Here is a 22,621-nt window from a genome sequence, read left to right as displayed (position 1 = left end):
AATTTCGAATTTCCAGTTTAAACATCGGAGGACTAATAACATGCCTATTCATGAATTCAGATGCCTGGATTGTGACTATATCTTTGAACTCCTTATTATGAGCAAAAATGAGATGGACTCCGTTATATGCCCCAAATGCGAGAGTTCCAATGTCGGCAAGCTCATGAGTGTTGCCAATATTGCTGTAGACAAACGCCCGAGCAGGTCTTCCCGGTCTCAACCTCCTGTGCAGCAACATACGTGCGATTCCGGCTCATGCGCCACAATCGACCTGCCGGGATATGAAAGGTAAGACAGGGCCTTTCGCCCGGCCTGTTCTCCACCCAACACAACATCAGACTGCCGCGGCCCTTCTGCGCTCTTTCTCTTCATAGAATACCTTTCCCGTACCGGCAGGTATGAGGCGCCCCATGATCACGTTTTCTTTCAGCCCTCTCAGGTAATCCACCTTCCCGGCTATGGAGGCCTCGGTCAGGACCTTGGTGGTCTCCTGGAAAGACGCTGCTGAAATAAAGCTGTCTGTGCTGAGAGATGCCCTGGTAATGCCAAGAAGCATGGGTTCGGCAGAAGCAGGCTCGCCTCCTTCTTCTGCCAGTATCCGTTCGTTTTCTTCCTCAAAGCGGCTGCGTTCTACCTGCTCTCCAAGCATGAACGTACTGTCTCCCACACCGGTGATCTTTACCTTGCGAAGCATCTGCCGCACTATCACTTCGATGTGTTTGTCATTAATCTTGACCCCCTGGAGCCTGTATACTTCTTGAATCTCGCCCACCATGTATCTGGCAAGGTCCTTTATGCCTTTCACCCTGAGATAGTCATGGGGATCGATAACCCCGTCCATCAACGACTCACCGGCCCTGACATAATCTCCTTCATGGACTTTTATATATTTGCCCCTGGGTATCAGGTACTCCTTTGGTTCACCATACTCCGGAGTCACAATAACCCGCCTCTTGTTCTTGACATCCTTGCCGAAAGACACCACCCCGTCGATTTCTGTAATGACTGCATACTCTTTGGGCTTCCTTACCTCAAAGAGTTCGGCGATCCTTGGAAGACCCCCTGTAATATCCTTGGTCTTGGTGGTCTCTCTGGGGATTCTCGCCAGGGGCTCTCCGGCCTCCACCTTATCTCCCTCATTGACAATGATGATGGCACCTACCGGGAGTTGGTAGCGGGCCTCGCCCTTGCCGTCGCCCAGCTTCAAAGTGCGTCCCCGCTCGTCCTTTATGGAAATCCTGGGCCGGTAATCTGCTGCACAGTACTGTATCACCACCCTGCTTGCCTTTCCGGTGACCGGATCCACCTTCTCCTGCATGGTGACCCCCTCGATGAGGTCACCGAATTTCACCACCCCGGGCACCTCTGTAAGAATCGGTACGGTGAATGGATCCCACTGGGCAAGCTTCTCGCCTGCATCTATCTCCTGACCTTCCTCCACTACCAGTTCGGCACCGTATATTACAGGGAAGCGCTCCCTCTCGCGTCCGTCCGGGGCCACAATCACTATCTCTCCATTCCGGTTCAGCACTACATGCCGGCCGGACGGATTCCGCACGGTATTTAACCTCTCAAAATGCACCACACCGGACCCTCTTGAGCAAATTTCAGCCTGTTCCACCTTGCCGCTCGCAGTACCGCCAATATGAAAGGTCCGCATGGTAAGTTGTGTTCCCGGTTCCCCTATGGACTCCGCGGCTATGATGCCAATTGCCTCACCCATAGCCACAATACCGCCACGGGCCAGATCCCTTCCGTAGCACCTGGCACAGACCCCGTAAGGAGACCTGCAGGTGAGCACCGATCGAATCTCCACGCTGGAAATACCCGCATCCTCAATCTTGCGCACCCCTTCCTCGTCAATCTCCTCATTGGCCTTGACAAGGACCTCTCCTGTCACGGGATCAACTATGTCCATCAAGGCTACACGCCCAAGAATACGCTCGCCAAGACGCTGGATAATCTCACCGCCTTCCAGCAGGTGCCCGATCTCTATGCCGTCAATGGTCCCGCAGTCCTCCTCTGTTATGGTGGCGTCCTGGGCAACATCAACAAGGCGCCTGGTGAGATAGCCGGAATTAGCGGTCTTGAGCGCGGTGTCCGCCAAACCCTTCCGTGCCCCGTGAGTGGATACGAAATATTCCAGCACGCTCAAGCCCTCACGGAAGTTTGCCTGAATGGGGGTCTCTATGATCTCTCCTGACGGTTTAGCCATCAGACCGCGCATTCCTGCAAGCTGCCTGATCTGATCCTTACTGCCCCTGGCACCGGAATCGGCCATGATGAAAATAGGATTGAAACTGGGAGACGGCACCGCCTTTCCTTCAGGCCCGCGGTGATACTCTACGGAAATACCGTCCATCATCTCCTTTGCCACTTCATCGGTCGCCCTGGTCCAGATATCAACCACCTTGTTGTATTTTTCTCCATCAGTTATCAGGCCCTCAGAATACTGGTGCTGGACATCTAATACCTCTTTCTGGGCCTTTTCAAGAATTTCCTCCTTTTGCACCGGGACCATCACATGGTTGATGCCGATGGAAATCCCGGCCAGGGTGGCAAAGCGATATCCCATGTCCTTGAGGTGATCCGCAAGAATCACTGTCTTTTTGGCCCCTGCTGCACGGTAACTCTCGTCGATAAGTCTGCCGAGATCCTTCTTGCGCATGGTTTTATTGATAACAGAAAAGGGCACCTCATCAGGCAGAATATCAGAGAGGATTACCCGGCCCACAGTGGTCTCTGTCAGCTCGCCTCGAATCCTGGCCTTAATCCTTGCCTGCAGATGGACCACACCGGCCTCCCATGCAAGCAACACCTCTTCCCTGGAACCAAATACCTTGCCTTCACCCTTTGCATTTAACCTCTCCCTGGTCATGTAATATATGCCGAGGACTATGTCCTGAGTGGCCATGATGATAGGCTCTCCGTGGGCAGGAGAAAGCACATTGTTGGTTGACATCATGAGCACCCTTGCTTCTGTCTGGGCCTCCACTGACAGGGGTACATGAACTGCCATCTGGTCCCCATCGAAATCGGCATTGTATGCGACGCACACCAACGGATGGAGCTGAATGGCCTTACCTTCAATAAGTACGGGCTCAAAGGCCTGAATGCCCAAACGGTGCAAAGTGGGAGCACGATTCAGCAGAACAGGATACTCTCTCACAACCTCATCAAGGGCATCCCATACCTCAGGGGCCTCCTTTTCCACCATCTTCTTTGCGCTCTTGATGGTGGCAACAAGCCCTTTCTCTTCAAGTTTATTGTAAATAAAGGGCTTAAAGAGCTCTATCGCCATCCGCTTCGGCAGGCCGCACTGGTGGAGCCTGAGTTCCGGGCCTACTACAATGACCGAACGTCCTGAGTAATCGACTCTCTTTCCAAGGAGGTTCTGACGAAAACGTCCCTGCTTGCCCTTGAGCATATCCGACAATGACTTCAGGGGACGCTTGTTCGGTCCTGTAACTACCCGGCCCCTCCGGCCGTTGTCAAAGAGGACATCCACTGCCTCCTGGAGCATCCTTTTTTCATTCCTGATAATGATGTCCGGGGCATCCAGCTCCTTGAGCTTCTTTAGTCGATTATTCCGATTGATGACCCTGCGATAGAGGTCATTGAGATCCGATGTGGCAAAACGCCCTCCATCCAGGGGGACAAGGGGCCTTAAATCAGGAGGAAGAACGGGTATAACGCTCAAAATCATCCATTCAGGCCGGTTACCTGAATCCCGAAAGGCCTCGACGACCCGCAACCGCTTACCGAGCTTCTTCCTTTTGGCCTCTGAACGGGTCTTGATCATCTCTGCCCGGAGTTCCGCGGACAGGGCATCCAGATCGAGACGGCTTAACAGCAGATGGATTGCCTCCGCCCCTATATCTACCTCAAACTTGTCACCGAATTGTTCCTTATTCTTGTAATAGGCCTCATCGGACATAAGGGTGCCTACAGGGATCTCAGGCATCTCCGATGCGATCACTATGTGTGACTCGAAATACAGGACCCTTTCAAGCTCTCTCAGGCTCAAATCCAGAAGTACGCCGATTTTGCTGGGAAGGCTCTTTAAGAACCATATATGAGCTACCGGAGCCGCCAAGGAAATGTGTGCCATCCGCTCCCGCCGGACTTTTGACTGGATGACCTCAACTCCGCATTTTTCGCAGATGATGCCACGGTGCTTCATGCGCTTGTACTTTCCGCACAGGCACTCATAATCCTTTACAGGGCCAAAAATCTTGGCACAAAAAAGGCCTTCCCGTTCCGGCTTAAAGGTCCGGTAATTGATGGTCTCAGGTTGCCTTACCTCTCCATGTGACCTTCCGAGAATCTTCTCGGGAGAGGCCAGAGAAATCCTGACGGACCTGAAACTTAAAGGATCTTTTGGCTTTGTAAAAAGAGAAAGAAGATCTTCCATTCATTAAACCCCTGTTACTCCATCAACTCTATATCCATACACAAGCCCTGGAGCTCTTTCACCAATACGTTAAAGGATTCCGGAAGACCTGCCTCAAGGAAATTGTTGCCCTTGACGATCTTCTCATACATCCTGGATCTTCCGGCTACATCGTCGGACTTGACTGTCAGAAACTCCTGAAGGGCGTAAGCAGCTCCGTAAGCCTCCATGGCCCACACTTCCATCTCACCCAATCGCTGCCCACCGAACTGGGCCTTTCCTCCAAGGGGCTGCTGGGTAACCAGGGAATATGGACCGGTAGAGCGGGCATGTATCTTATCATCCACTAAGTGATGAAGTTTCATTACATACATGACCCCGACTGTGACCGGATCGGCAATAGGCTCTCCCGTATAGCCATCGTAAAGAACCACCTCGCCGAGTTCTGATTGTCCTGATTCTACCAGGAGCCGGCGTATCTCTTCCTCACCTGCTCCGTCAAACACCGGAGACGCAACCGGCACGCCCTTTTCAAGGCTCAAGGCAAGATCCCGCAGCTGTTCGTCATCCAGGTTGCCTAACAGGGCATTCAGTTCGTCTTCCGAATATACATTGGCCATCTTTTTTTTGATCATGTCGATCTTGTAATCTCTTGCCAACCCAGCGAGCTGCGCTCCGAGGTTTTTTGCGGCCCAGCCCAGATGGACCTCCAGAATCTGGCCAATATTCATCCGTGAGGGTACGCCCAGTGGGTTTAAAACAATGTCAACCGGGGTGCCGTCCGCGAAATATGGCATATCCTCTACCGGCACGATAGCGGAAACCACGCCCTTGTTTCCATGACGTCCTGCCATCTTGTCACCCACGGCCAGCTTCCGCTTCATTGCCACGCAGACCCTGACCATCTTGATCACACCTGGCGGAAGATCATCCCCTTTCTTCAGACGCTCAATTTTTCCTTCAAAATATTCGGTCTTTTGCCGGACTTCACTCTCATACCATGACAGCACATCACTGACTGCAGGAGGCAGCCCCCTGCTGCCCTCCAGCATGAGATCTCTCAGGCGATGGATGGGAATCTTCCGGAGCATATCGCCACTGATCTCCTGCCCTGCTTCAAGATATACCTTGCCTTTGCTGTCTATTATTGAAACCGATGCCTTATGCCCTTTGAGATGACCCTCCAGCTTCTTAAGAGCGGTCCGGCGAATCACATTGATCTCATCCGCCTGATCCTTAAGCATACGTGCTATTTCAAAGTCCTCAACGGCCTGGATCCGTTCATCCTTTTCCACACCTCTGCGGCAAAAGACCCTGGCCTCTGTCACTACACCATGGATTCCGGGCGGCACTCTGAGAGACGTATCCTTTACGTCTCCTGCCTTCTCGCCAAAGATGGCCCGAAGGAGCTTTTCCTCGGGAGTGAGTTGGGTCTCTCCTTTTGGTGTGACCTTGCCCACAAGTATGTCTCCGGGCTTAACCTCTGCCCCTATACGTATAATGCCGCTGTCGTCCAGATCGCTCAGGGCATCCTCCCCTACATTAGGTATGTCACGGGTTATCTCCTCCTTGCCCAGCTTGGTATCCCTGGCCTCTACCTCGAATTCCTCAATGTGTATCGATGTATAGACATCTTCCTTGACCAAACGTTCACTCACGACCATTGCATCTTCGAAGTTGTAGCCCCGCCACGGCATAAAAGCCACCACGACATTCTTGCCCAATGCCAGTTCTCCGTTGTCAGTAGATGGGCCGTCTACGAGCACGTCCCCCTTTTTAAATTTCTGCCCGGGAAGCACTAATGGCCTTTGGTTAAGCGTTGTGGTCTGATTGGACTTCTGGTACTTGGTAAGTTTATGTATTTCCACCTCCACCGGCAGTTCCTTTGACTCATCCTCATCATAGACCACTACCAGGCGTGAGGCATCGACATCTTCCATCCATCCGTCCCTTCTCGCAACCACGGTCACACCGGAATCCGTAGCCACTTTTTTCTCGATTCCGGTACCCACGAGCGGGGCCTCTGAAACCAGCAAAGGAACTGACTGCCGCTGCATGTTGGAACCCATTAAGGCCCGGTTTGCATCATCATTTTCCAGGAACGGTATAAGACCTGCAGAAACACTGACTAACTGGTTGGGGGCCACGTCTATGGCAGTAATCTCCTCTGCCGGGACAATAATAAACTCGCCCATTCTCCTGGCGCCGACACTGTCATCAATAATATATCCGTCATCATCAAGATTGATCGTCGCCTGCGCTATGGTCTCCTTCTCCTCTTCAATGGCGGTCATGTAGACCACCTCCCCTGTGGTCCTGCGGTCCTTAACCTTACGATAGGGAGTCTCCAGAAAACCGTACCTGTTTATTCTGGCAAAACAACTCAGAGAGACTATCAGCCCGATATTCGGACCTTCAGGTGTTTCAATGGGACAAATCCTCCCGTAATGAGTGGGATGTACGTCCCGCACCTCAAACCCTGCCCTCTCCCTGGACAGGCCCCCCGGCCCCAAAGCGGACAACCTTCGCTTGTGAGTTATTTCAGCAAGTGCGTTTGTCTGGTCCATGAACTGGGAAAGCTGGCTGGAGCCGAAAAACTCTTTTATGACAGAGCTTACGGGCTTGGGGTTCACCAGATCATTAGGCATTAGCGCCTCGACTTCCTGGAGGGTCATTCTCTCTCTAATAGCCCGCTCCATCCGGACCAACCCGATTCTGTACTGGTTCTCTATAAGCTCGCCTACCGATCTGACCCGCCGGTTACCCAGATTATCTATGTCATCCACCGGCCCCTGCCGGTCCTTTAAGCGGACCAGCTCCCTCACGGTCTCCATTATGTCCTCGGCCGTGAGGACTTTCAGGGAAAGGGGTAAATCCATACCCAGCCTCTGATTAATCTTAAAACGGCCTACCTCTGAAAGGTCATAGGTGCTGGGATTAAAAAAAAGGGAATTAAAAAACTTCTCGGCCACCTCGGGTATCGGGGGACTGCCGGGACGGAGCCTTCGGAATACCTCTATAATGGCCTCTTCCTGACTCTGCGTCTTGTCCTGGAGTAATGTGTCCCTCATGGAAGAACTTACCTTGATCTCATCGATGAACAGAACCTGTAATTCCGCAATTCCTTTCTCTCTCAAGAGCGCCAGGTCCTTTTTTGTGACCGAAGAGTTCATGGGAATCAAAACCTCACCGGTTTCAGGATCAACTACATCAAGGGCGGTAATCTTTTCTATGAGATCATTTTCTTCAACAGGTACCATGGTGATACCCGCCTCCTCGAATTTCTTCATCGTGGTCCGGGAGAACTTGCGGTTCTTTCGTAAAATGATCTCGCCCGTAACAGGATTCACCACGTCCAGAGTGGCTTTCTGGCCCAACATAGTCTCTGCATTCACCTTGCGATACAGAAGACGGTTATCAATAATATACGTATCCCAGTGATAGAAAATGCTCAGTATATCCTCGGTGCTGTAACCCATGGCTCTCAACAGCACTGTTACAGGAAATTTCCGCCTGCGATCTATCCGGACATGCAAGATGTCTTTTGGATCAAACTCTAAGTCTATCCAAGAACCACGGACAGGAATGATCCTGGCGGAATAAAGCAGTTTCCCGCTGGCATGCGTCTTTCCCTTGTCATGGTCGAAAAAGACCCCGGGGGACCTCTGAAGCTGGCTGACCACAACTCTTTCGGTACCATTAATAATAAAGGTGCCTGTCCTCGTCATAAGAGGAATTGTGCCAAAGTAAATCTCCTGCTCCTTGATATCCCGTATACTTTGTACTCCGCTTTCTTTATCTATGTCATAAGAAAGGAGTCGCGCCACGATCTTCACCGGCGCGTCATAAGTTACGCCGCGTGAAATGCATTCCTCCTCGGAATATTTGGGCTCGCCTATAGAATATTGAACAAATTCAATAGAAGACGCACCTGTGAAATCCGTTATCGGAAAGACGCTTTGGAATGCTGCCTGAATTCCCACATCTTCCCTGACTTCCGGAGCCACGTCTTTTTGCAGGAACTTAGCGTAGGAATGCTGCTGCATTTCAATTAAGTTTGGAATATCAATGACTTTTTTTACACGACCAAAGTTCTTCCTCACTGGAAGTGTCTGAGTTTTTGTCATAGAGTATTGCCTCGAGTCAGCCTTTTTATTGCGCTTTATTTACGATAGGGGAAACTGAATACAGGAACGGGGTTTATTCCCGTTCCTTTATTTTATCTCTACCTTTGCGCCGACCTTCTCGACTTGCTCCTTTATTTTCTCGGCCTCTTCCCTGGAAACCCCTTCTTTGATGGGTTTTGGTGCACTCTCAACCAGTTCTTTAGCCTCCTTAAGGCCCAGATTTGTTACAGCCCTGACTTCCTTGATTACCTTGATCTTCTCACTGCCGAATTCCACCAGAATGACATCGAACTCTGTCTTTTCCTCAGCGGGAGCACCGGCAGCTGCACCGGCAGCTGCACCGGCAGCTGCTACTGCGACCGGCGCCGCGGCACTGACACCAAATTTATCCTCCAGATCCTTGATGAGCTCAGAAAGCTCAAGCACTGTCATATTAGATATGAATTCAATTACGTCCTCTTTGGAAATAGCCATTTCAGTCTCCTTTTAACTATCTATGATTATAGGCGTTCACAGGTTCAGGGTTTACCGTTCAGGATTGCTTTGATGCCTTCTCCATTCCGAACTCACGAATCAAAGGTTCAAATTTCCGTTAAACTCTGAACCTTTGAACCCATGAACCCTGAACCTCTTGGGCAGAATCACTTATTCAATTGTCATTATTATTTTTTCTGGTCTTCAATCGCCATTAACGCATAGAGCAATTTTTGCGGTATGCCCGACAGGACCCTGACAAGACACGCAGGAACGGCAACAAAAACCCCAAGCAGTTTTGCAAGCAGAACCTCCAGACCAGGCAGTTCTGACAGGGCCTGGATCTGGGCAGCATCAATCAACTTTCCGTTCATAACGCCGCCGCGGATTTCAAGGACCTCATTCTCCTTTGCGAACTCCGCTATGACCTTAGCCATGGACACCGGATCTTCATAGGCAAAAACCACGGCATTAGGGCCTGAAAACTGATCTGAAAGCACTTCCGCCGGAGTACCTTGTACGGCCCTTCTGAAAAGGGTATTTTTCGACACCTTAAACTCGGCGCCTGACTCCCTGAGCTTTTTTCGAAGTTCATTGGCACCAGCAACATCGAGACCTGGAAACCGGGTCATAATTACAGTTGCAGACCTGGAAAACTTCTCATGCAGATCCTGGACGATTGTCTCTTTCTCCTTAATCCTTAAAGACAAATTTCTCCCCCCTTTCTACCACAGGCAGTTATTTTTTACTGCCAAAGGCAGAGGCCTCACCTATCTGGGCAGGTAGAGCCAAGTACTGAGCCGACTCTATTAAACACATGAGGTGTACCTACTGTCTCTGACAAATGAGCAGATATGGAAATGTTGAATTTTGAATTGCGGACAAAATAGTAAATATTCGGTGAACCCGTGGTCCACTGTGGAAGTTGCCATCCGTGCCCTGCCGCAGGAGCGGTTTGCCTTTTGCAGGGTTTCGATCGCGGGCCGGATTGCACTGCCTCTCCGGTCCGCGATGAGTGAGCTTTGAAACCCGGAAAAAGGTAACCGCTTCAAGGCAGGATATAACGGGTTCACCGGATATTTACACAAAATATAATATTATTCCTTAGAAATTCAGAATTTAACACTCAAAATATAGTCCAGCACCTTAATTCGGCATTCAGAATTCAACATTAATTATTTAGGAAGCGACTGCTTTGACTTCAGCTGGATCCACCTTCACTCCAGGGCCCATTGTAGTGGATATTGCAACGCCCCGCACATAGGCCCCCTTGCTTGTGGAAGGCTTTACTCGAAGTAATGCCTCGGCAATCGCTGCAAAATTCTCCCTGATTTTACTGGAGCCAAAGGAAACCTTACCCAAGGGAATATGAACAACCCCGCCCTTGTCTACACGGAAATCCACCTTCCCTGCCTTTATCTCATTAACCGCCCTGGAGACATCAAATGTGACAGTCCCGGTTTTGGTATTTGGCATCATACCCCTTGGCCCGAGAATCTTGCCGATCCTGCCCACCATGGACATCATATTGGGAGTAGAGACGACTTTATCAAAATCAAGCCATCCTCCTTTAATCTTTTCTATCACATCCTCGGCACCGACATAGTCGGCACCGGCATCTTCAGCCTCTCTGGCCTTTTCGCCCTTGGCAATGACCAGGACACTTTGAGTACGTCCGGTACCATGAGGAAGGACAACAGAGCTTCTCACATTCTGATCCGCCTTCCTGGGATCAACACCCAAAACTATGGCCGTATCTATACTCTCATCAAATCTGGCATAGCTTGTGCTGATGACAATGTCTATTGCCTCATCCAGGCTGTACCTTCTGCTGGTATCTACTCTGGCCCTTGCGTCACGATATTTTTTGCCATGACTTCCTGCCATACAACTCTCCCTTTAATCAACGATTTCGATGCCCATACTGCTGGCTGTGCCTTCAATGGAACGTACAGCTGCATGCAAATCGACAGCAGTCAGATCCGGCTTCTTTTTCATGGCGATTTCCTCTACCTGCTTCCTGGTAACTTTGCCGACCTTGTCCCGGTTAGGTATCCCTGAACCTTTCTCGATACCAGCCGCCTTCTTCAGCAATACAGATGCAGGAGGCGTCTTCATAACAAAGCTGAATGACCTGTCTGCATATACTGTTATCACAACCGGTATTATCATCCCGATCTGGTCCTCTGTCTTCGCATTAAAGGCCTTCACAAACTCCATTATGTTCACTCCATGCTGGCCCAAAGCCGGTCCCACAGGCGGTGACGGATTTGCCTGTCCGGCGGGGATCTGGAGCTTGATATATGATAAGATTTTCTTGGCCATAATATTCTCCTTTAACCGGCCTTTTGTACGCTTCCGAATTCCAGTTCAACAGGTGTTGACCTTCCAAAAATAGAGACAAGTACACGGATCTTCCCTTTCTCAGGGCTGACTTTATCCACGACACCGTTAAAATTGGCAAAAGGCCCTTCTGTCACGGTCACATGATCACCTTTTTCAAAGCTATACTTGGGTACAGGCTTCAGCGCCCGCTCTTCCATCTGGCGGATTATGTGTTCAGCCTCTTCATCTGAAAGGGGTACCGGATTCTTCAGGCCGCCGATAAAACCGGTCACTTTTGGGGTATCCTGAACCAAGTGCCACGACTTATCATTCAATTCCATATGCACCAGGATGTAGCCGGGGAAAACCTTTCTGGATGAGGTGCGTCTCTCTCCTCCCAGTATCTCTACCACCTTCTCCATTGGGACAACAATATCGGAGAAATATTCCTCCATCCCGTGCTGCTTGATCCTCTCCTCTATAGAGGCCTTGACCTTATGCTCAAACCCGGAATAAGTATGAACAATATACCATTTATGCTCCATATAAATTACTCATTTAAAAGCTACGGAACGTTGAAATTAGAAAATAGAAATTGGAAATTTGGCTTTCATGCTTTTGTTTCGTTTCATCTTTTCCTAATCTCTAATTTCTAATTTCCAATTTCAAGCCATGAACGGCTACTTTTTTAAAGGAATTGCCTCAACCGGCAGCCATTAATCTGCAAATATACATCATCAGACTCCTGCTAATAAATGAGGAAGCTGACAAGCTTTGTCAAGGAAAAGTCCACTATACCAAGGTAGGCGGTAAAGAAAAAGGTAATTGCCAATACGGCGGTGGTCAGCGCAATTGCCTCTTTCCTGGAAGGCCAGGTTATTTTATCAAATTCAACACGGACCTCTATGAAAAAGGATTTAACCTTGTCGACCCAATCTTTAATGCCGCTTCTCAAGGCAGGGCTGACCTCCGCCCGACCAGAGACATCGTTGGGTGGGGAATAGCTCTTGACAGGCTTGACATTGCCTTGTTTTGCAGCCTGTGCTTTTTTTCTGCTCTGTATCTTTTTGGATTTTTTTTTAGACACTTAAATTTCTCAACTTACCGGAGTCGATTTTCGCTTTCTGGCAACAAACGATGGCAGGCCAGGAGGGACTCGAACCCCCAACTCCCGGATTTGGAGTCCGGTGCTCTACCGTTAGAGCTACTGGCCTACTGATATCCGCCCCCTTTTCCCGCACCGGCTTTATTGAACCTACTTTATCTCCCTATGTATGGTATGCCGCCTGTCGAATCGGCAATATTTCTTTAATTCAAGCTTATCCGGAGTAATCCGCTTGTTCTTTGTAGTAGTATAATTACGCCGCTTGCAGACCGTACACGCAAGGGTGACTATCTCTCTCATAACCTGCCTCCTACTCCACGATCTTGGTTACCACGCCGGCCCCGACCGTCCGGCCGCCTTCACGGATCGCAAACCTGACTCCCTCTTCCATGGCAATGGGCTGGATCATCGAGACCTCAAGAGATACATTGTCCCCTGGCATAACCATCTCAACGCCCTCCGGCAGTGTCACCACACCTGTAACATCCGTGGTCCGGAAATAAAACTGCGGACGATATCCTGCAAAAAACGGGGTGTGACGGCCGCCCTCCTCCTTGCTCAATACATATACCTCTGCATTGAACTTCTTGTAAGGCTTAATGGATCCCGGTTTGGCCACTACCTGACCGCGTTCGACTTCGTCACGCTTCGTACCGCGAAGCAATATACCGATATTGTCGCCGGCACGGCCTTCATCCAAAAGCTTCCGGAACATCTCAAGACCGGTGCATACCGTCTTGCGGGTAGGACGAAGCCCTATTATCTCCACATCTTCGCCGACATGGAGTACGCCGCGCTCAACACGGCCGGTCACAACCGTACCGCGGCCGCTGATGCTGAATACGTCCTCAATGGGCATCAAAAAAGGCTTGTCTATGTCACGCTCAGGCTCAGGGATGTAACTATCAAGTGCCTCCATCAACTCGAAAATGCACCTGGTCTTCTCAGGGTCTGTGTGATTGTTCAGGGCCTCAAGCGCACTGCCCTTAATAATAGGAATATCATCGCCCGGAAATTCGTACTTGGTGAGAAGGTCCCTCAACTCAAGCTCAACCAGCTCGATAAGCTCGGGATCATCCACCATGTCACACTTGTTCAGAAAAACCACAATAGAAGGTACACCTACCTGACGGGCAAGCAGGATGTGCTCACGGGTCTGAGGCATCGGGCCGTCATCGGCACCGACTACCAGAATGGCACCGTCCATCTGGGCAGCACCTGTGATCATGTTCTTGATATAATCGGCATGGCCGGGACAATCCACATGGGCATAATGACGCTTGTCTGTTTCATACTCCACATGAGCAGTAGCTATGGTAATGCCACGCTCCCGCTCCTCAGGGGCCTTATCGATGTCGTCAAAAGGAATATACTTCGCCTTGCCCTGTTCAGCCAAAACACGAGTCATGGCTGCGGTAAGCGTGGTCTTGCCATGATCAATATGACCGATTGTACCTACATTAATGTGCGGCTTAGTACGCTCAAACTTTTGTTTGCTCATTTTTCTCAGTTACTCCTCAAATAATACGTTTTTGAGACCCATATGGAGCCCACGACCGGGATTGAACCGGTGACCTCTTCCTTACCAAGGAAGTGCTCTGCCGACTGAGCTACATGGGCGTCTAATCTCAGTGGAGCGGGAAACGGGACTCGAACCCGCAACCCTTAGCTTGGAAGGCTAATGCTCTAGCCAATTGAGCTATTCCCGCCCAAAGGGAAACTAACTATATCCATTGGTGGAGAGGGGAGGATTCGAACCTCCGAAGGCATCGCCAACAGATTTACAGTCTGTCCCCTTTGGCCAACTCGGGAACCTCTCCATACTTTTCCAATGCAATGGAGCTGGCGATGGGACTCGAACCCGCAACCTGCTGATTACAAATCAGCTGCTCTACCGATTGAGCTACACCAGCCAAGTTAAACAATCCATAATAGTGATCTTTTTAAAAAAAGCAAGACCTTTTGATCACAAAAAAAGGCGGCGCATATCCAGCCAGCGCCGCCCCTGTCATTACTCGGGCAATCGAGCCATCTAGCTCCTAATGTATATCTTTTCCTTCATACTGCCATGCAGTCACCATTTTCTCAAGTCCGAAACCTGCCTTGCCTGCTCTCACATCCCTTGCCCAGCGCTCATGCACATAGGCAGTGGTCCTGTAGAGCAGATGGGCGAATTTGGAGTACGGAAGAGAAAGGAACAGGGTCGCCACACACCCCAGATGCAGCACGTATACCGGGTAGGCAAGGACCGCCACGTCCGCCAGGCGTATTATCTCTGCCGCTGCACCGCTCACTCCCACTGCAAAAATGAGCCATATCAGGATCCAGTCCTGTGTTGAGCTCGTAATGGTACCCTCTGCAGTCTTCCGTCTCCTCATATTCCTGAGCATCCATATCCCGGCTATGAGCATGACAGCGCCGATATTGGCCGCAATCTTGACCGGATGATACAGGACAAGAGGTGTTTCGAATCCGGCCTCAGGGAATAGAATGCTCAGCACGTCCGCCTGGATCATGACGAGGATGGTCACAGTAAACAGGATAATGAATGACCACAGGACCCAGAGATGCCCTGTTGAACGCTCTGCCACCTCTCCGCACTTCTTGAAGCGCTCATGGGTCAATATCTCCTTAACGGCAGGCCATACATATTTTGTCAGAAAGGGACCCAGTGCAGGCGTTGCGGCCTTCCCGGTGTATGAACTCGGCAGTCCGGCGCCCTTGGAGATATCGCTCCAGAACTGGAGTACTCCCTTTACGCTGGCATAGATCACAAGGGCAGAAATGGAAAGGAATAGAGCGTCTATTGGCACCACGGTCAGGAACTTGTGATATACGACCGTGCCCTCAGGAATCGGAAATGCCTCTTTTGTGTACTGTGCCCAGAGAAATGCCACGACCATCACGGTAAACATCGACGCGATTACAGTGCCTATCACCCCGCCCGCGCTGTCCAGCATATTCGCCAGGGCCTTGGGCCTGGCATAGTGCTTTATGGCATTTATCCTGATTGCGCTCAGCACGTCACCTGGACGGGCATTCCTTGGACAATACTTTGTGCAATCACCGCAGTTATGACATAACCAGACATCTGCATCCCCTGCGACTCTGGATCCCAGACCCCACTGAGCCCAAAGCATCTCCTTTCTGGGAAACGGGCTCTCGTCCGTGGACAAGGGACAGACTATGGAACACGTCGCACACTGATAACAGCGGTTAACCGTGTCCCCGCCTGCCTCCATGACGCCCTTTACGAACGCCAGGTCCGGCTCCACCTGATTTCGTTCAGCCATGATTAGTACCTCCTAGAAACCTTTGAATGGATTCGGTCCCAATTCGATCACCTCATCTGTAAACTCATTTATGATCTTGGGGATTTGATCATACTCGTCAATGGCAACCTGTGCCAATTTTACACGCTCCGCCTCGATTCCCAGGGAGCTGAGTGACTCGGCAACATTTGCCATGCGCTTCTCTGACAGCTCACTGCCCTTCACAAAGTGGCACTGGTAATCATCACCGAACCTGCAGCCAAGCAGCAAGGCGCCGTCTATTCCACTTGACATGGCGTCCTTGATCCATGCCACGTTAACAGAACCAAGGCACCGGACAGGAATGATCCTGGCCAAGGGTGACCAGGAAAGCCCCTTTCTGGCTGCCATATCCAGGGCTGGATAGGCGTCGTTCTCGCAGGCAAAAATGAGCAACCTGAGCTTGTCTTCGTCGTCGTCAGGCACCTCGATCGCCTTGATCATCGAGCCTACGATGTCGATACTGTAGTCCTTGAAGTTGATTATGCGCTCCGGACATGCGCCCATGCACGTACCGCAGCGGCGGCACCTCGTGGGATTGAGTTTGGGAGTACCTGCCTCATCGTCATCAAGGGCCCCGAACGGACACTCTTCAGTGCAGCGCTTACACTGAGTGCAGCGCTGGAAGTAGAAGTCAGGATAATCAAAATCCCATACGCGCGGATGGACCGAGTGGCCCTCGTCAATGGCCTTCAGGCACTGGAGGGCCTTGAGTGTTGCGCCTGCGGCGTCCTCCATTGCCTCCTCTATGGTCATTGCCCTGTGCACTGCACCTGCGGCATAGATCCCTGTCCGCCTTGTCTCATATGGGAAACAGATGAAGTTGGAATCGCAGTAGCCTCCGAAGAGGTCCAGATCACGGAATGCCGGGCCCTGCCTGTATGCCATGTTCACTACCGCGTCATCCCTGGTGGTCGGGACCATCCCTGTGGCAAGTACCGCGAGATCCACATCCAGGCTGATGTTGCCGCCGATAAGAGTATTATCCACATTGACGGTCAGCCCGCCTGAGCCGTTGTCCTTGATTTCAGTGACATCTCCCTTGGTAAGAAAGATCCCGGGATCGTTCTGAAGGCCCTGGTAGAAGTACTCATACTGACCTGAAGTGCGCATGTGCTCGTATAAGACATATGCCTTGCCGTCATCAGGCTGGTCCTCACGCAGGTACTTGGCCTGCTTGAGGGCCACAAGGCTTGTTACTACCGAGGCATACGGGAAATCAGCATCGTCCTTTGAGCCCCCGGGGCTCTGGATAAAGGCCACCGATTTGACTTCCCTGCCATCGGATGGGCGAACGATCTTGCCCTTCTTGGCGATTTCCTCAAACTGGCAGTTGGTAATGACATTGGGATTGCCCCAGGCCAGATGCTGGAACTCATCTTCTGCCGGCACGTAAGGTTTCCACCCTGATGCCAGGATCACCGCCCCGCACACCTCGGCGTTGGGATCTTCCTCCATGTAGTGCTTACGTCCCTCGTTCTTCTCTTCGTATCTCTTTTTCTGATCCTCTGCCGAAAGCTCTTTTCCGCTCTCGTCCAGCTTTTCCTCGTCGGTCAGCGGAAACGGGGCATCCCACTCACTCTTTGTCCCCGCCTCCTTCAGGCTGACCCTGAAGTCTCCGGGGAAATTGCCGATACGGGCCACTTCGGTATTGGTCTTGACTGTTATCTTGTCATTGGCGTTGACCCTGTCAATCAGGTCCTGGACCACGGGATTGATAAGCTCGGAGTATTCAGGACCCACAGGGACCTGCTTCCTGAGCTGTGCAGCCCAGCCGCCAAGCTCCGCCTGGCGCTCGACCAAAATGCTTTCGTGTCCTGCCTCAGCCGCTTCAAGCGCGGCAGTCAGACCTGTAACCCCGCCACCAATGATAAGAAGGCGCTGATTGATCTCCTCTGCCTTAAAAGGCTCCGCCAGATTGGCCTTCTGCGCCTTGACCACTGCCATGCGGATATAGTCCTCAGCCAGCTCCTGCACGTGCTCTTTCTGGGCCTCGGCATTCTCATCGTCCGCCTTTACCGGATGACTCCACGTAACCAGCTCGCGAAGACTCGTCTTCTCCACTATTATGCCAGGGAAATCAAAGATCTTGAACTCATACCTGGGAGAAATTCCGGCCAGAACAACCGCGTTCACCCCTTCATTATCTATATCCTGCTTCACCATGGCAGCGCCTTCAGATGAATACAGGTCGGCATGGGTACGCACTATCTCAAGGCCGAGCCCGGTTGCAACTTCCACAAGCTTGTCTATATCCAAGGCCTCGGCAATACCATCTCCAGTGTATATGTAAAGTCCTACTTTTCTCGACATCAGCCTGCCCTCCTCACCAGCGTCTGGACGGCCTTCAAGGCCGCAGCAGTTGCACTCTGAGCAGATGAAACTACATCAATAGGCCGCTTGGCGCAACCGCAAGGAATAATGCCATCTTTGGGGACCACAAAACCGTCGGAGTTGTATTCGATCCCGGGGATCTGTGTTGTTGCCCCTGCCGGTTGCATGCCTGTGGCCAGTACCGCAAGGTCTACTTCCTGTTCGACCTTGCCTCCGCCAATGGTGTCTTCCGCCACCAGAACAACGCCGCCGGGGCTCGACCCCTCTCTTACCTCAGCCACCTTGCCCTTGATAAAGTGGACCTTTTTGTCTTCCTTGACCTTATTATAAAATTTCTCATATTTCAGCCCCGGAGAGCGGATATCAATATAGAAAATATATATCTCAACATCCTCCGACTGCTCCCTCAGATAACAGGCCTGCTTCAGTGTAGCCATACAGCAGATGTACGAACAATATTTCAAATGATTCTCGTCTCTGGAACCTGCGCACTGCACAAAGCCCACTGTCTTCGGCTCCTCCTTGTCGGACGGCCTGACGATCTTCCCATCGGTAGGTCCTGAGGGGGACGCCATGCGCTCCACCATCATGTTGGTAACGATATTATCGTATTTCCCAAAACAGAGATTATCTATCTTTGTGGCATCATACGGATTCCACCCGGTTGCCACGATGATGGCCCCGACATTCAGGCTTACGGTCTCTGCCTTCTGATCAAGGTCTACATGCCCGGCCGGCATGGCCGCCTTGATCTGCTGGCCGTCGCCCGAAGAGACTGCAGAGGGATCCAGCACACACTGATTGGGGAAGGCCATCATGTTGGGCATATATAAGGGCTTCCGCGTATCCATACCAAAATTGAAATCATTGGGAATCTCGGTCGCGACCGCCTCGGCTCCTGCAGCGCAATTGGTGCACTGCGGGGTCGTGTACCTCGGATTCACCCTCACCTGTACATTAAAGTTCCCGGGTCCCCCGGACACAGACTCCACCTCCGCCAGACTGTAAAAGGTGATCCTCGGGTTTGTCTTAATGCGCCTGTAGTTTATCTCAAGCCCGCATGTGGGAGGACACAGCTTCGGGAAATACTTGTTAAGCTGGGCCACCCGCCCTCCCATATAACTTTCCTTCTCCACTATATAGACATCATATCCCATTTCAGCGGCCTCAACCGCGGCTGTAAGGCCGCTGAAGCCGCCGCCTATCACGAGTATACTTTTACTCATACGCCCGCTCCTTCTTCAAAAATTAAAAAATGCAATCTAAATTGGAAATTGGAAATTGGAAATTAGCTACTGAAAAATGCGATCAGATTTTCAGACACTATCACTCATTTCCAATTTCCAATTTCCAATTCAAAAAAATGCCAGGCGCCGCCATAGCGGCGCCTGGACATCTGTTAGAAGGTCTAAATCATCCGACCATCCTTAAACTTAAGAAGACCGGACTAGTCAGGGATGATCTGGTGCAACGGCTTCTTGAATATGGACCACTCGCCCTTTTCAGGATCGTACTTAGAATTGACAAAGCACTTCCAGCCGCCTTCCTCCATGGTCTTGGAATCCGCCTCAGGGAAGTCACCACGATAGTAAAAGCCGGGATAACGGCTCTCTTCGCGGAACTGGATGTGACGCAGGTGATCCTCAACACACCAGATACGGTGGACCATCTCCCATGCACGAATCAGCTCGTGCAGACCGCTTGCGGCCATCTTCTCAGAGTCCTCACGGAGCATCTGTAGATGGTGCATGGCTATTTCAAGGAGCTTTGCATTGGTCATGTAGTAAGGAGACCAGCCGCCGCCATACTCGTCGGTGTACTTCATCAGGCGCTCCATCATGTGACGCGGCCTGATATAGTTGGGGTTGATCATGTCATCGGTGGTCATCTTGCTGTGCTCGTAATACGTTACGACCGGCTTATAGATCTCCGCCTTGAGCTCGTCTGCACTCTGCTTCAGTGCCGGCGTAAAGCCTGCATTATCCATAACGTACTTGGCCATGGCCTTGGCAGCCATACGGCCCTCGGCATGTGAACCGGATGAGAACTTGTGCCCGGAAGCGCCCACGCCGTCACCGGCGGTAAACAGGCCGTTGACGGTCGTCATGCGGTTGTAGCCCCATTTGTAGTCATCAGGAACCCAGTCTTCGTTGGGGCCGCTGACCCAGATGCCGCAGCAGCCGGAGTGGCTCCCCAGCATGTAGGGCTCTGTGGGCATGATCTCGGAGCCGACCTTCTCGGGCTCGATGTTCATGGAGGCCCACAGGCCTGCCTGGCCGACGGACATATCGAGGAAGTCCTCCCACGCCTCGCTCTCAAGCTCCTTCCAGTACTTCTTGAGGGCCTTGTCATCCATGCCCTCTGCCTTCTTGTCATCCAGGAATTTCTTGAGTGCGGCAGCAGTGTCCATGAAAACAGGGCCGCGGCCTTCCTTCATCTCTATGAGCATGAGGTGGTTTCTGAGGCAGGTGGGGGTAACCGGCTGCTGGCCGTACGGCGGGTACTTTGCCAGCTCCTCCTTGGCATGATCACTGAACGCATAAGACTCGCCGTAACAGTTGGTCACACCAGCCTTGAAGAGCAGGAACCATGCGCCCACAGGCCCATAGCCGTCCTTGAAGCGGGACGGGGTGAAGCGGTTCTCCATCATGGTCATCTCGGCACCGACCTGCATGCACATGGTATAGGTGGAACCGGCGTTCCAGATGGGGTACCATGCGCGGCCCTTGCCCTCGTCCGTTGTCCTCGGGCGGAAGATATTGACCGCGCCGCCGCAGGCCACCATCATGGCCTTGCACTTGTAGATGCATATCTTGTTCTCGCGGGCGCTGAATCCGACCGCGCCGGCGATGGTATTGGGCTTGTTGGCGTCCAGAAGGAGCTTTACGATAAAGATACGCTCATGGAGGTCATAGCCCATCTCGTCCAGGGCATTCTTCGCGGCCTCGGCCACGATGCACTTGTAGGACTCGCCGTTGATCATGATCTGCCACTTACCGGTGCGCACAGGCCGGCCACCCTCGGTTAGCGGCTTGCCTTCGTCTCCCTTCTGCTTCCAGATGGGAAGCCCCCATTCCTCAAAGAGGTGGACGGAGTCGTCAACGTGACGGCCCAGGTCAAAAATCAGGTCCTCACGAACAACGCCCATGAGATCGCCACGGACCATGCGGACGTAATCAGCCACGGCGTTTTCGCCAATATAGGTATTGATGGCGGAAAGACCCTGAGCCACAGCGCCTGAACGCTCAAGGGCGGCCTTGTCGATCAGACATACCTTGGAGCCGGCAGGCATCCACTTGCCTATCTCAAAAGCCGTGCCGCATGCAGCCATACCACCGCCAACGATTATGGCGTCATATTCATACTCCTCAACCGGGACCTTGGACAGATCCGGTTCGGCCAGGAGTTCCCACTGCGGTTTATTGCGAAGAGCCATATCTTATATCCTCCTTAATTTTACTCGTTCGTTGTCTATGCCTTTTTTCTCAATTCTCAAGTTCAGCCACTTCTTAACCTTAAAGCCTTAAAAGTCTTACGGAGTTTCAAGCGTCTTGCCTGCCTCCGTAAACAGAAGACCGTCGTCGATCGAGCCTGGTTCGGGCTTGCCCTCGTACGGCTTGATGGAACCTTCAGGGGTAGTCCGGATGGGGAATTTGAAACGCTTTATGTTGCCGTTGCGGAACTTGACAGTCCACATGATGGAATCGGAGCTGCGCATAGGCTGGACATAGCCGCCCATGGGAGCAATGTCGGCATAGTGGCGGACCTCGATAGCGCCCTGCGGACAGATCTTTACGCAATTATAGCACTCCCAGCACTGGTCAGGTTCCTGATTGTAGGCCTTCATTGCATCGGGGTTAAGAACCATGAGGTCGTTGGGGCAGATGTACATGCACGCCGTCTTCTCCCCGCCCTTACAACCGTCACACTTCTCTTCAATGACATAGCTTGGCATAATATAATACCTCCTGTTTTATTATTTTTTCAAATTATTAACGTTTCCGGCTGTGATCTCGTGTTTAGTCCTTTTTCCTCTTCACCTCCCTTCGAATATTTACAAAATCATTATGGAAATTTTCTAATAACACAAAATATCAATTAATATGTGTCCCGCAATCAGGTTGACTTTTAAACACAATCCCACTTTGCACCCAAGGACCTCTTTTGGAGCAGAACAATACTGAATTCCCGCTCAGTAATTTCTATTTTCCTTATATTAATGCCGAGGGAAATTGTCAAGGAGAAAATCCTTGCACTGGATATTTCATATAAGATACAGGCAGCAAGCACCGGGTAGGCTGCTTGCCATACAATTACTGCCATTGGTCTGAAGATTCTTTCATAGAGCAACCATTTTTTGAGTCAACTCCTCAATTTTTCTAATTTTTTTTTCACAAAACGAAAAATTTGTCCATGACGGTGATTTTCCGTCAATGTTATTTCCGTATCATTTAACGTGCCTGTGGCGGCGATAGCCGGGTGCTTGACGGTTAGTATATATCCCCTCCTATACCAAGGCCCAAAAGGCCGGCAGCGGCCAATGTAGGACGTC

The 22,621-nt window shown here is 51.3% G+C and carries 17 protein-coding genes and 5 tRNA genes; 1 reads left to right on the top strand and 21 read right to left on the bottom strand.

Annotated elements, in window-relative coordinates; translation table 11 throughout:
• Positions 1-40: 40 nt before the first annotated feature.
• Positions 41-292, top strand: a complete 252-nt coding sequence (locus tag C4B57_08575; protein ID PXF54071.1) for a zinc ribbon domain-containing protein — start codon at positions 41-43, stop codon at positions 290-292.
• A gap of 42 nt (positions 293-334) precedes the next feature.
• On the opposite strand, the gene rpoC is transcribed toward C4B57_08575, so the two are convergent.
• The 21 genes from rpoC to C4B57_08470 all read right to left on the bottom strand — a co-directional run bounded on the left by rpoC (position 335) and on the right by C4B57_08470 (position 22,419).
• Entirely contained in the window at positions 335-4,414 is a 4,080-nt protein-coding gene (rpoC, locus tag C4B57_08570; GenBank protein ID PXF54070.1) for a DNA-directed RNA polymerase subunit beta', read from the bottom strand.
• 14 nt (positions 4,415-4,428) lie between these two features.
• Positions 4,429-8,520: a DNA-directed RNA polymerase subunit beta gene (gene rpoB / locus C4B57_08565; protein ID PXF54069.1), complete on the bottom strand. Its 4,092-nt coding sequence runs from the start codon at positions 8,518-8,520 to the stop codon at positions 4,429-4,431.
• A gap of 87 nt (positions 8,521-8,607) precedes the next feature.
• Positions 8,608-8,988 (bottom strand): 50S ribosomal protein L7/L12, encoded by a 381-nt coding sequence (locus C4B57_08560; GenBank protein ID PXF54101.1) that lies wholly within the window; start codon positions 8,986-8,988, stop codon positions 8,608-8,610.
• A gap of 194 nt (positions 8,989-9,182) precedes the next feature.
• Entirely contained in the window at positions 9,183-9,704 is a 522-nt protein-coding gene (locus C4B57_08555; GenBank protein ID PXF54068.1) for a 50S ribosomal protein L10, read from the bottom strand.
• Between the two features lie 469 nt (positions 9,705-10,173).
• Entirely contained in the window at positions 10,174-10,881 is a 708-nt protein-coding gene (locus tag C4B57_08550; protein ID PXF54067.1) for a 50S ribosomal protein L1, read from the bottom strand.
• A 12-nt stretch (positions 10,882-10,893) separates the two neighbouring features.
• The gene (gene rplK / locus C4B57_08545; GenBank protein ID PXF54066.1) at positions 10,894-11,319 is read right to left on the bottom strand and encodes a 50S ribosomal protein L11; all 426 of its coding nucleotides are present in this window, start codon (positions 11,317-11,319) and stop codon (positions 10,894-10,896) included.
• 11 nt (positions 11,320-11,330) lie between these two features.
• Positions 11,331-11,864, bottom strand: coding sequence for a transcription termination/antitermination protein NusG (locus C4B57_08540; GenBank protein PXF54065.1), 534 nt, complete (start codon positions 11,862-11,864; stop codon positions 11,331-11,333).
• Positions 11,865-12,067: 203 nt separating this feature from the next.
• A complete protein-coding gene (locus C4B57_08535) occupies positions 12,068-12,406 on the bottom strand; it encodes a preprotein translocase subunit SecE (protein PXF54064.1) in 339 nt (112 codons plus the stop codon).
• A gap of 51 nt (positions 12,407-12,457) precedes the next feature.
• A tRNA-Trp gene (locus tag C4B57_08530) sits at positions 12,458-12,533 on the bottom strand.
• Positions 12,534-12,574: 41 nt separating this feature from the next.
• Complete coding sequence (rpmG, locus tag C4B57_08525; GenBank protein ID PXF54063.1) at positions 12,575-12,724, bottom strand: 50S ribosomal protein L33; 150 nt, start codon at positions 12,722-12,724, stop codon at positions 12,575-12,577.
• Between the two features lie 10 nt (positions 12,725-12,734).
• Positions 12,735-13,925 carry an elongation factor Tu gene (gene tuf, locus C4B57_08520; protein ID PXF54062.1) on the bottom strand — a complete coding sequence of 397 codons (1,191 nt, stop codon included), beginning with the start codon at positions 13,923-13,925 and terminating at the stop codon, positions 12,735-12,737.
• A gap of 43 nt (positions 13,926-13,968) precedes the next feature.
• A tRNA-Thr gene (locus tag C4B57_08515) sits at positions 13,969-14,044 on the bottom strand.
• 12 nt (positions 14,045-14,056) lie between these two features.
• A tRNA-Gly gene (locus C4B57_08510) sits at positions 14,057-14,133 on the bottom strand.
• A gap of 25 nt (positions 14,134-14,158) precedes the next feature.
• Positions 14,159-14,244: transfer RNA gene (locus C4B57_08505), tRNA-Tyr, on the bottom strand.
• A 17-nt stretch (positions 14,245-14,261) separates the two neighbouring features.
• Positions 14,262-14,337 (bottom strand) — tRNA-Thr (locus C4B57_08500).
• Positions 14,338-14,463: 126 nt separating this feature from the next.
• Positions 14,464-15,717 (bottom strand): heterodisulfide reductase, encoded by a 1,254-nt coding sequence (locus C4B57_08495; GenBank protein ID PXF54061.1) that lies wholly within the window; start codon positions 15,715-15,717, stop codon positions 14,464-14,466.
• 12 nt (positions 15,718-15,729) lie between these two features.
• Positions 15,730-18,048, bottom strand: coding sequence for a heterodisulfide reductase subunit A (locus C4B57_08490; protein PXF54060.1), 2,319 nt, complete (start codon positions 18,046-18,048; stop codon positions 15,730-15,732).
• Positions 18,048-19,295, bottom strand: a complete 1,248-nt coding sequence (locus tag C4B57_08485; GenBank protein PXF54059.1) for a heterodisulfide reductase subunit A — start codon at positions 19,293-19,295, stop codon at positions 18,048-18,050. The genes C4B57_08490 and C4B57_08485 overlap by 1 nt, the downstream gene beginning before the upstream one ends.
• A 221-nt stretch (positions 19,296-19,516) precedes the next feature.
• Positions 19,517-21,505 carry an adenylyl-sulfate reductase subunit alpha gene (gene aprA / locus C4B57_08480; GenBank protein PXF54058.1) on the bottom strand — a complete coding sequence of 663 codons (1,989 nt, stop codon included), beginning with the start codon at positions 21,503-21,505 and terminating at the stop codon, positions 19,517-19,519.
• Between the two features lie 96 nt (positions 21,506-21,601).
• Complete coding sequence (gene aprB, locus C4B57_08475; GenBank protein ID PXF54057.1) at positions 21,602-22,024, bottom strand: adenylyl-sulfate reductase subunit beta; 423 nt, start codon at positions 22,022-22,024, stop codon at positions 21,602-21,604.
• 173 nt (positions 22,025-22,197) lie between these two features.
• The gene (locus tag C4B57_08470; protein PXF54056.1) at positions 22,198-22,419 is read right to left on the bottom strand and encodes a hypothetical protein; all 222 of its coding nucleotides are present in this window, start codon (positions 22,417-22,419) and stop codon (positions 22,198-22,200) included.
• Positions 22,420-22,621: the final 202 nt, after the last annotated feature.

The organism is Deltaproteobacteria bacterium (assembly GCA_003194485.1).
Classification (GTDB): Bacteria; Desulfobacterota; Dissulfuribacteria; order Dissulfuribacterales; family UBA3076; genus UBA3076.
The sequence above is the reverse complement of the archived record's forward strand: the minus strand, read 5'-3'. Positions and strand labels throughout refer to the sequence as shown.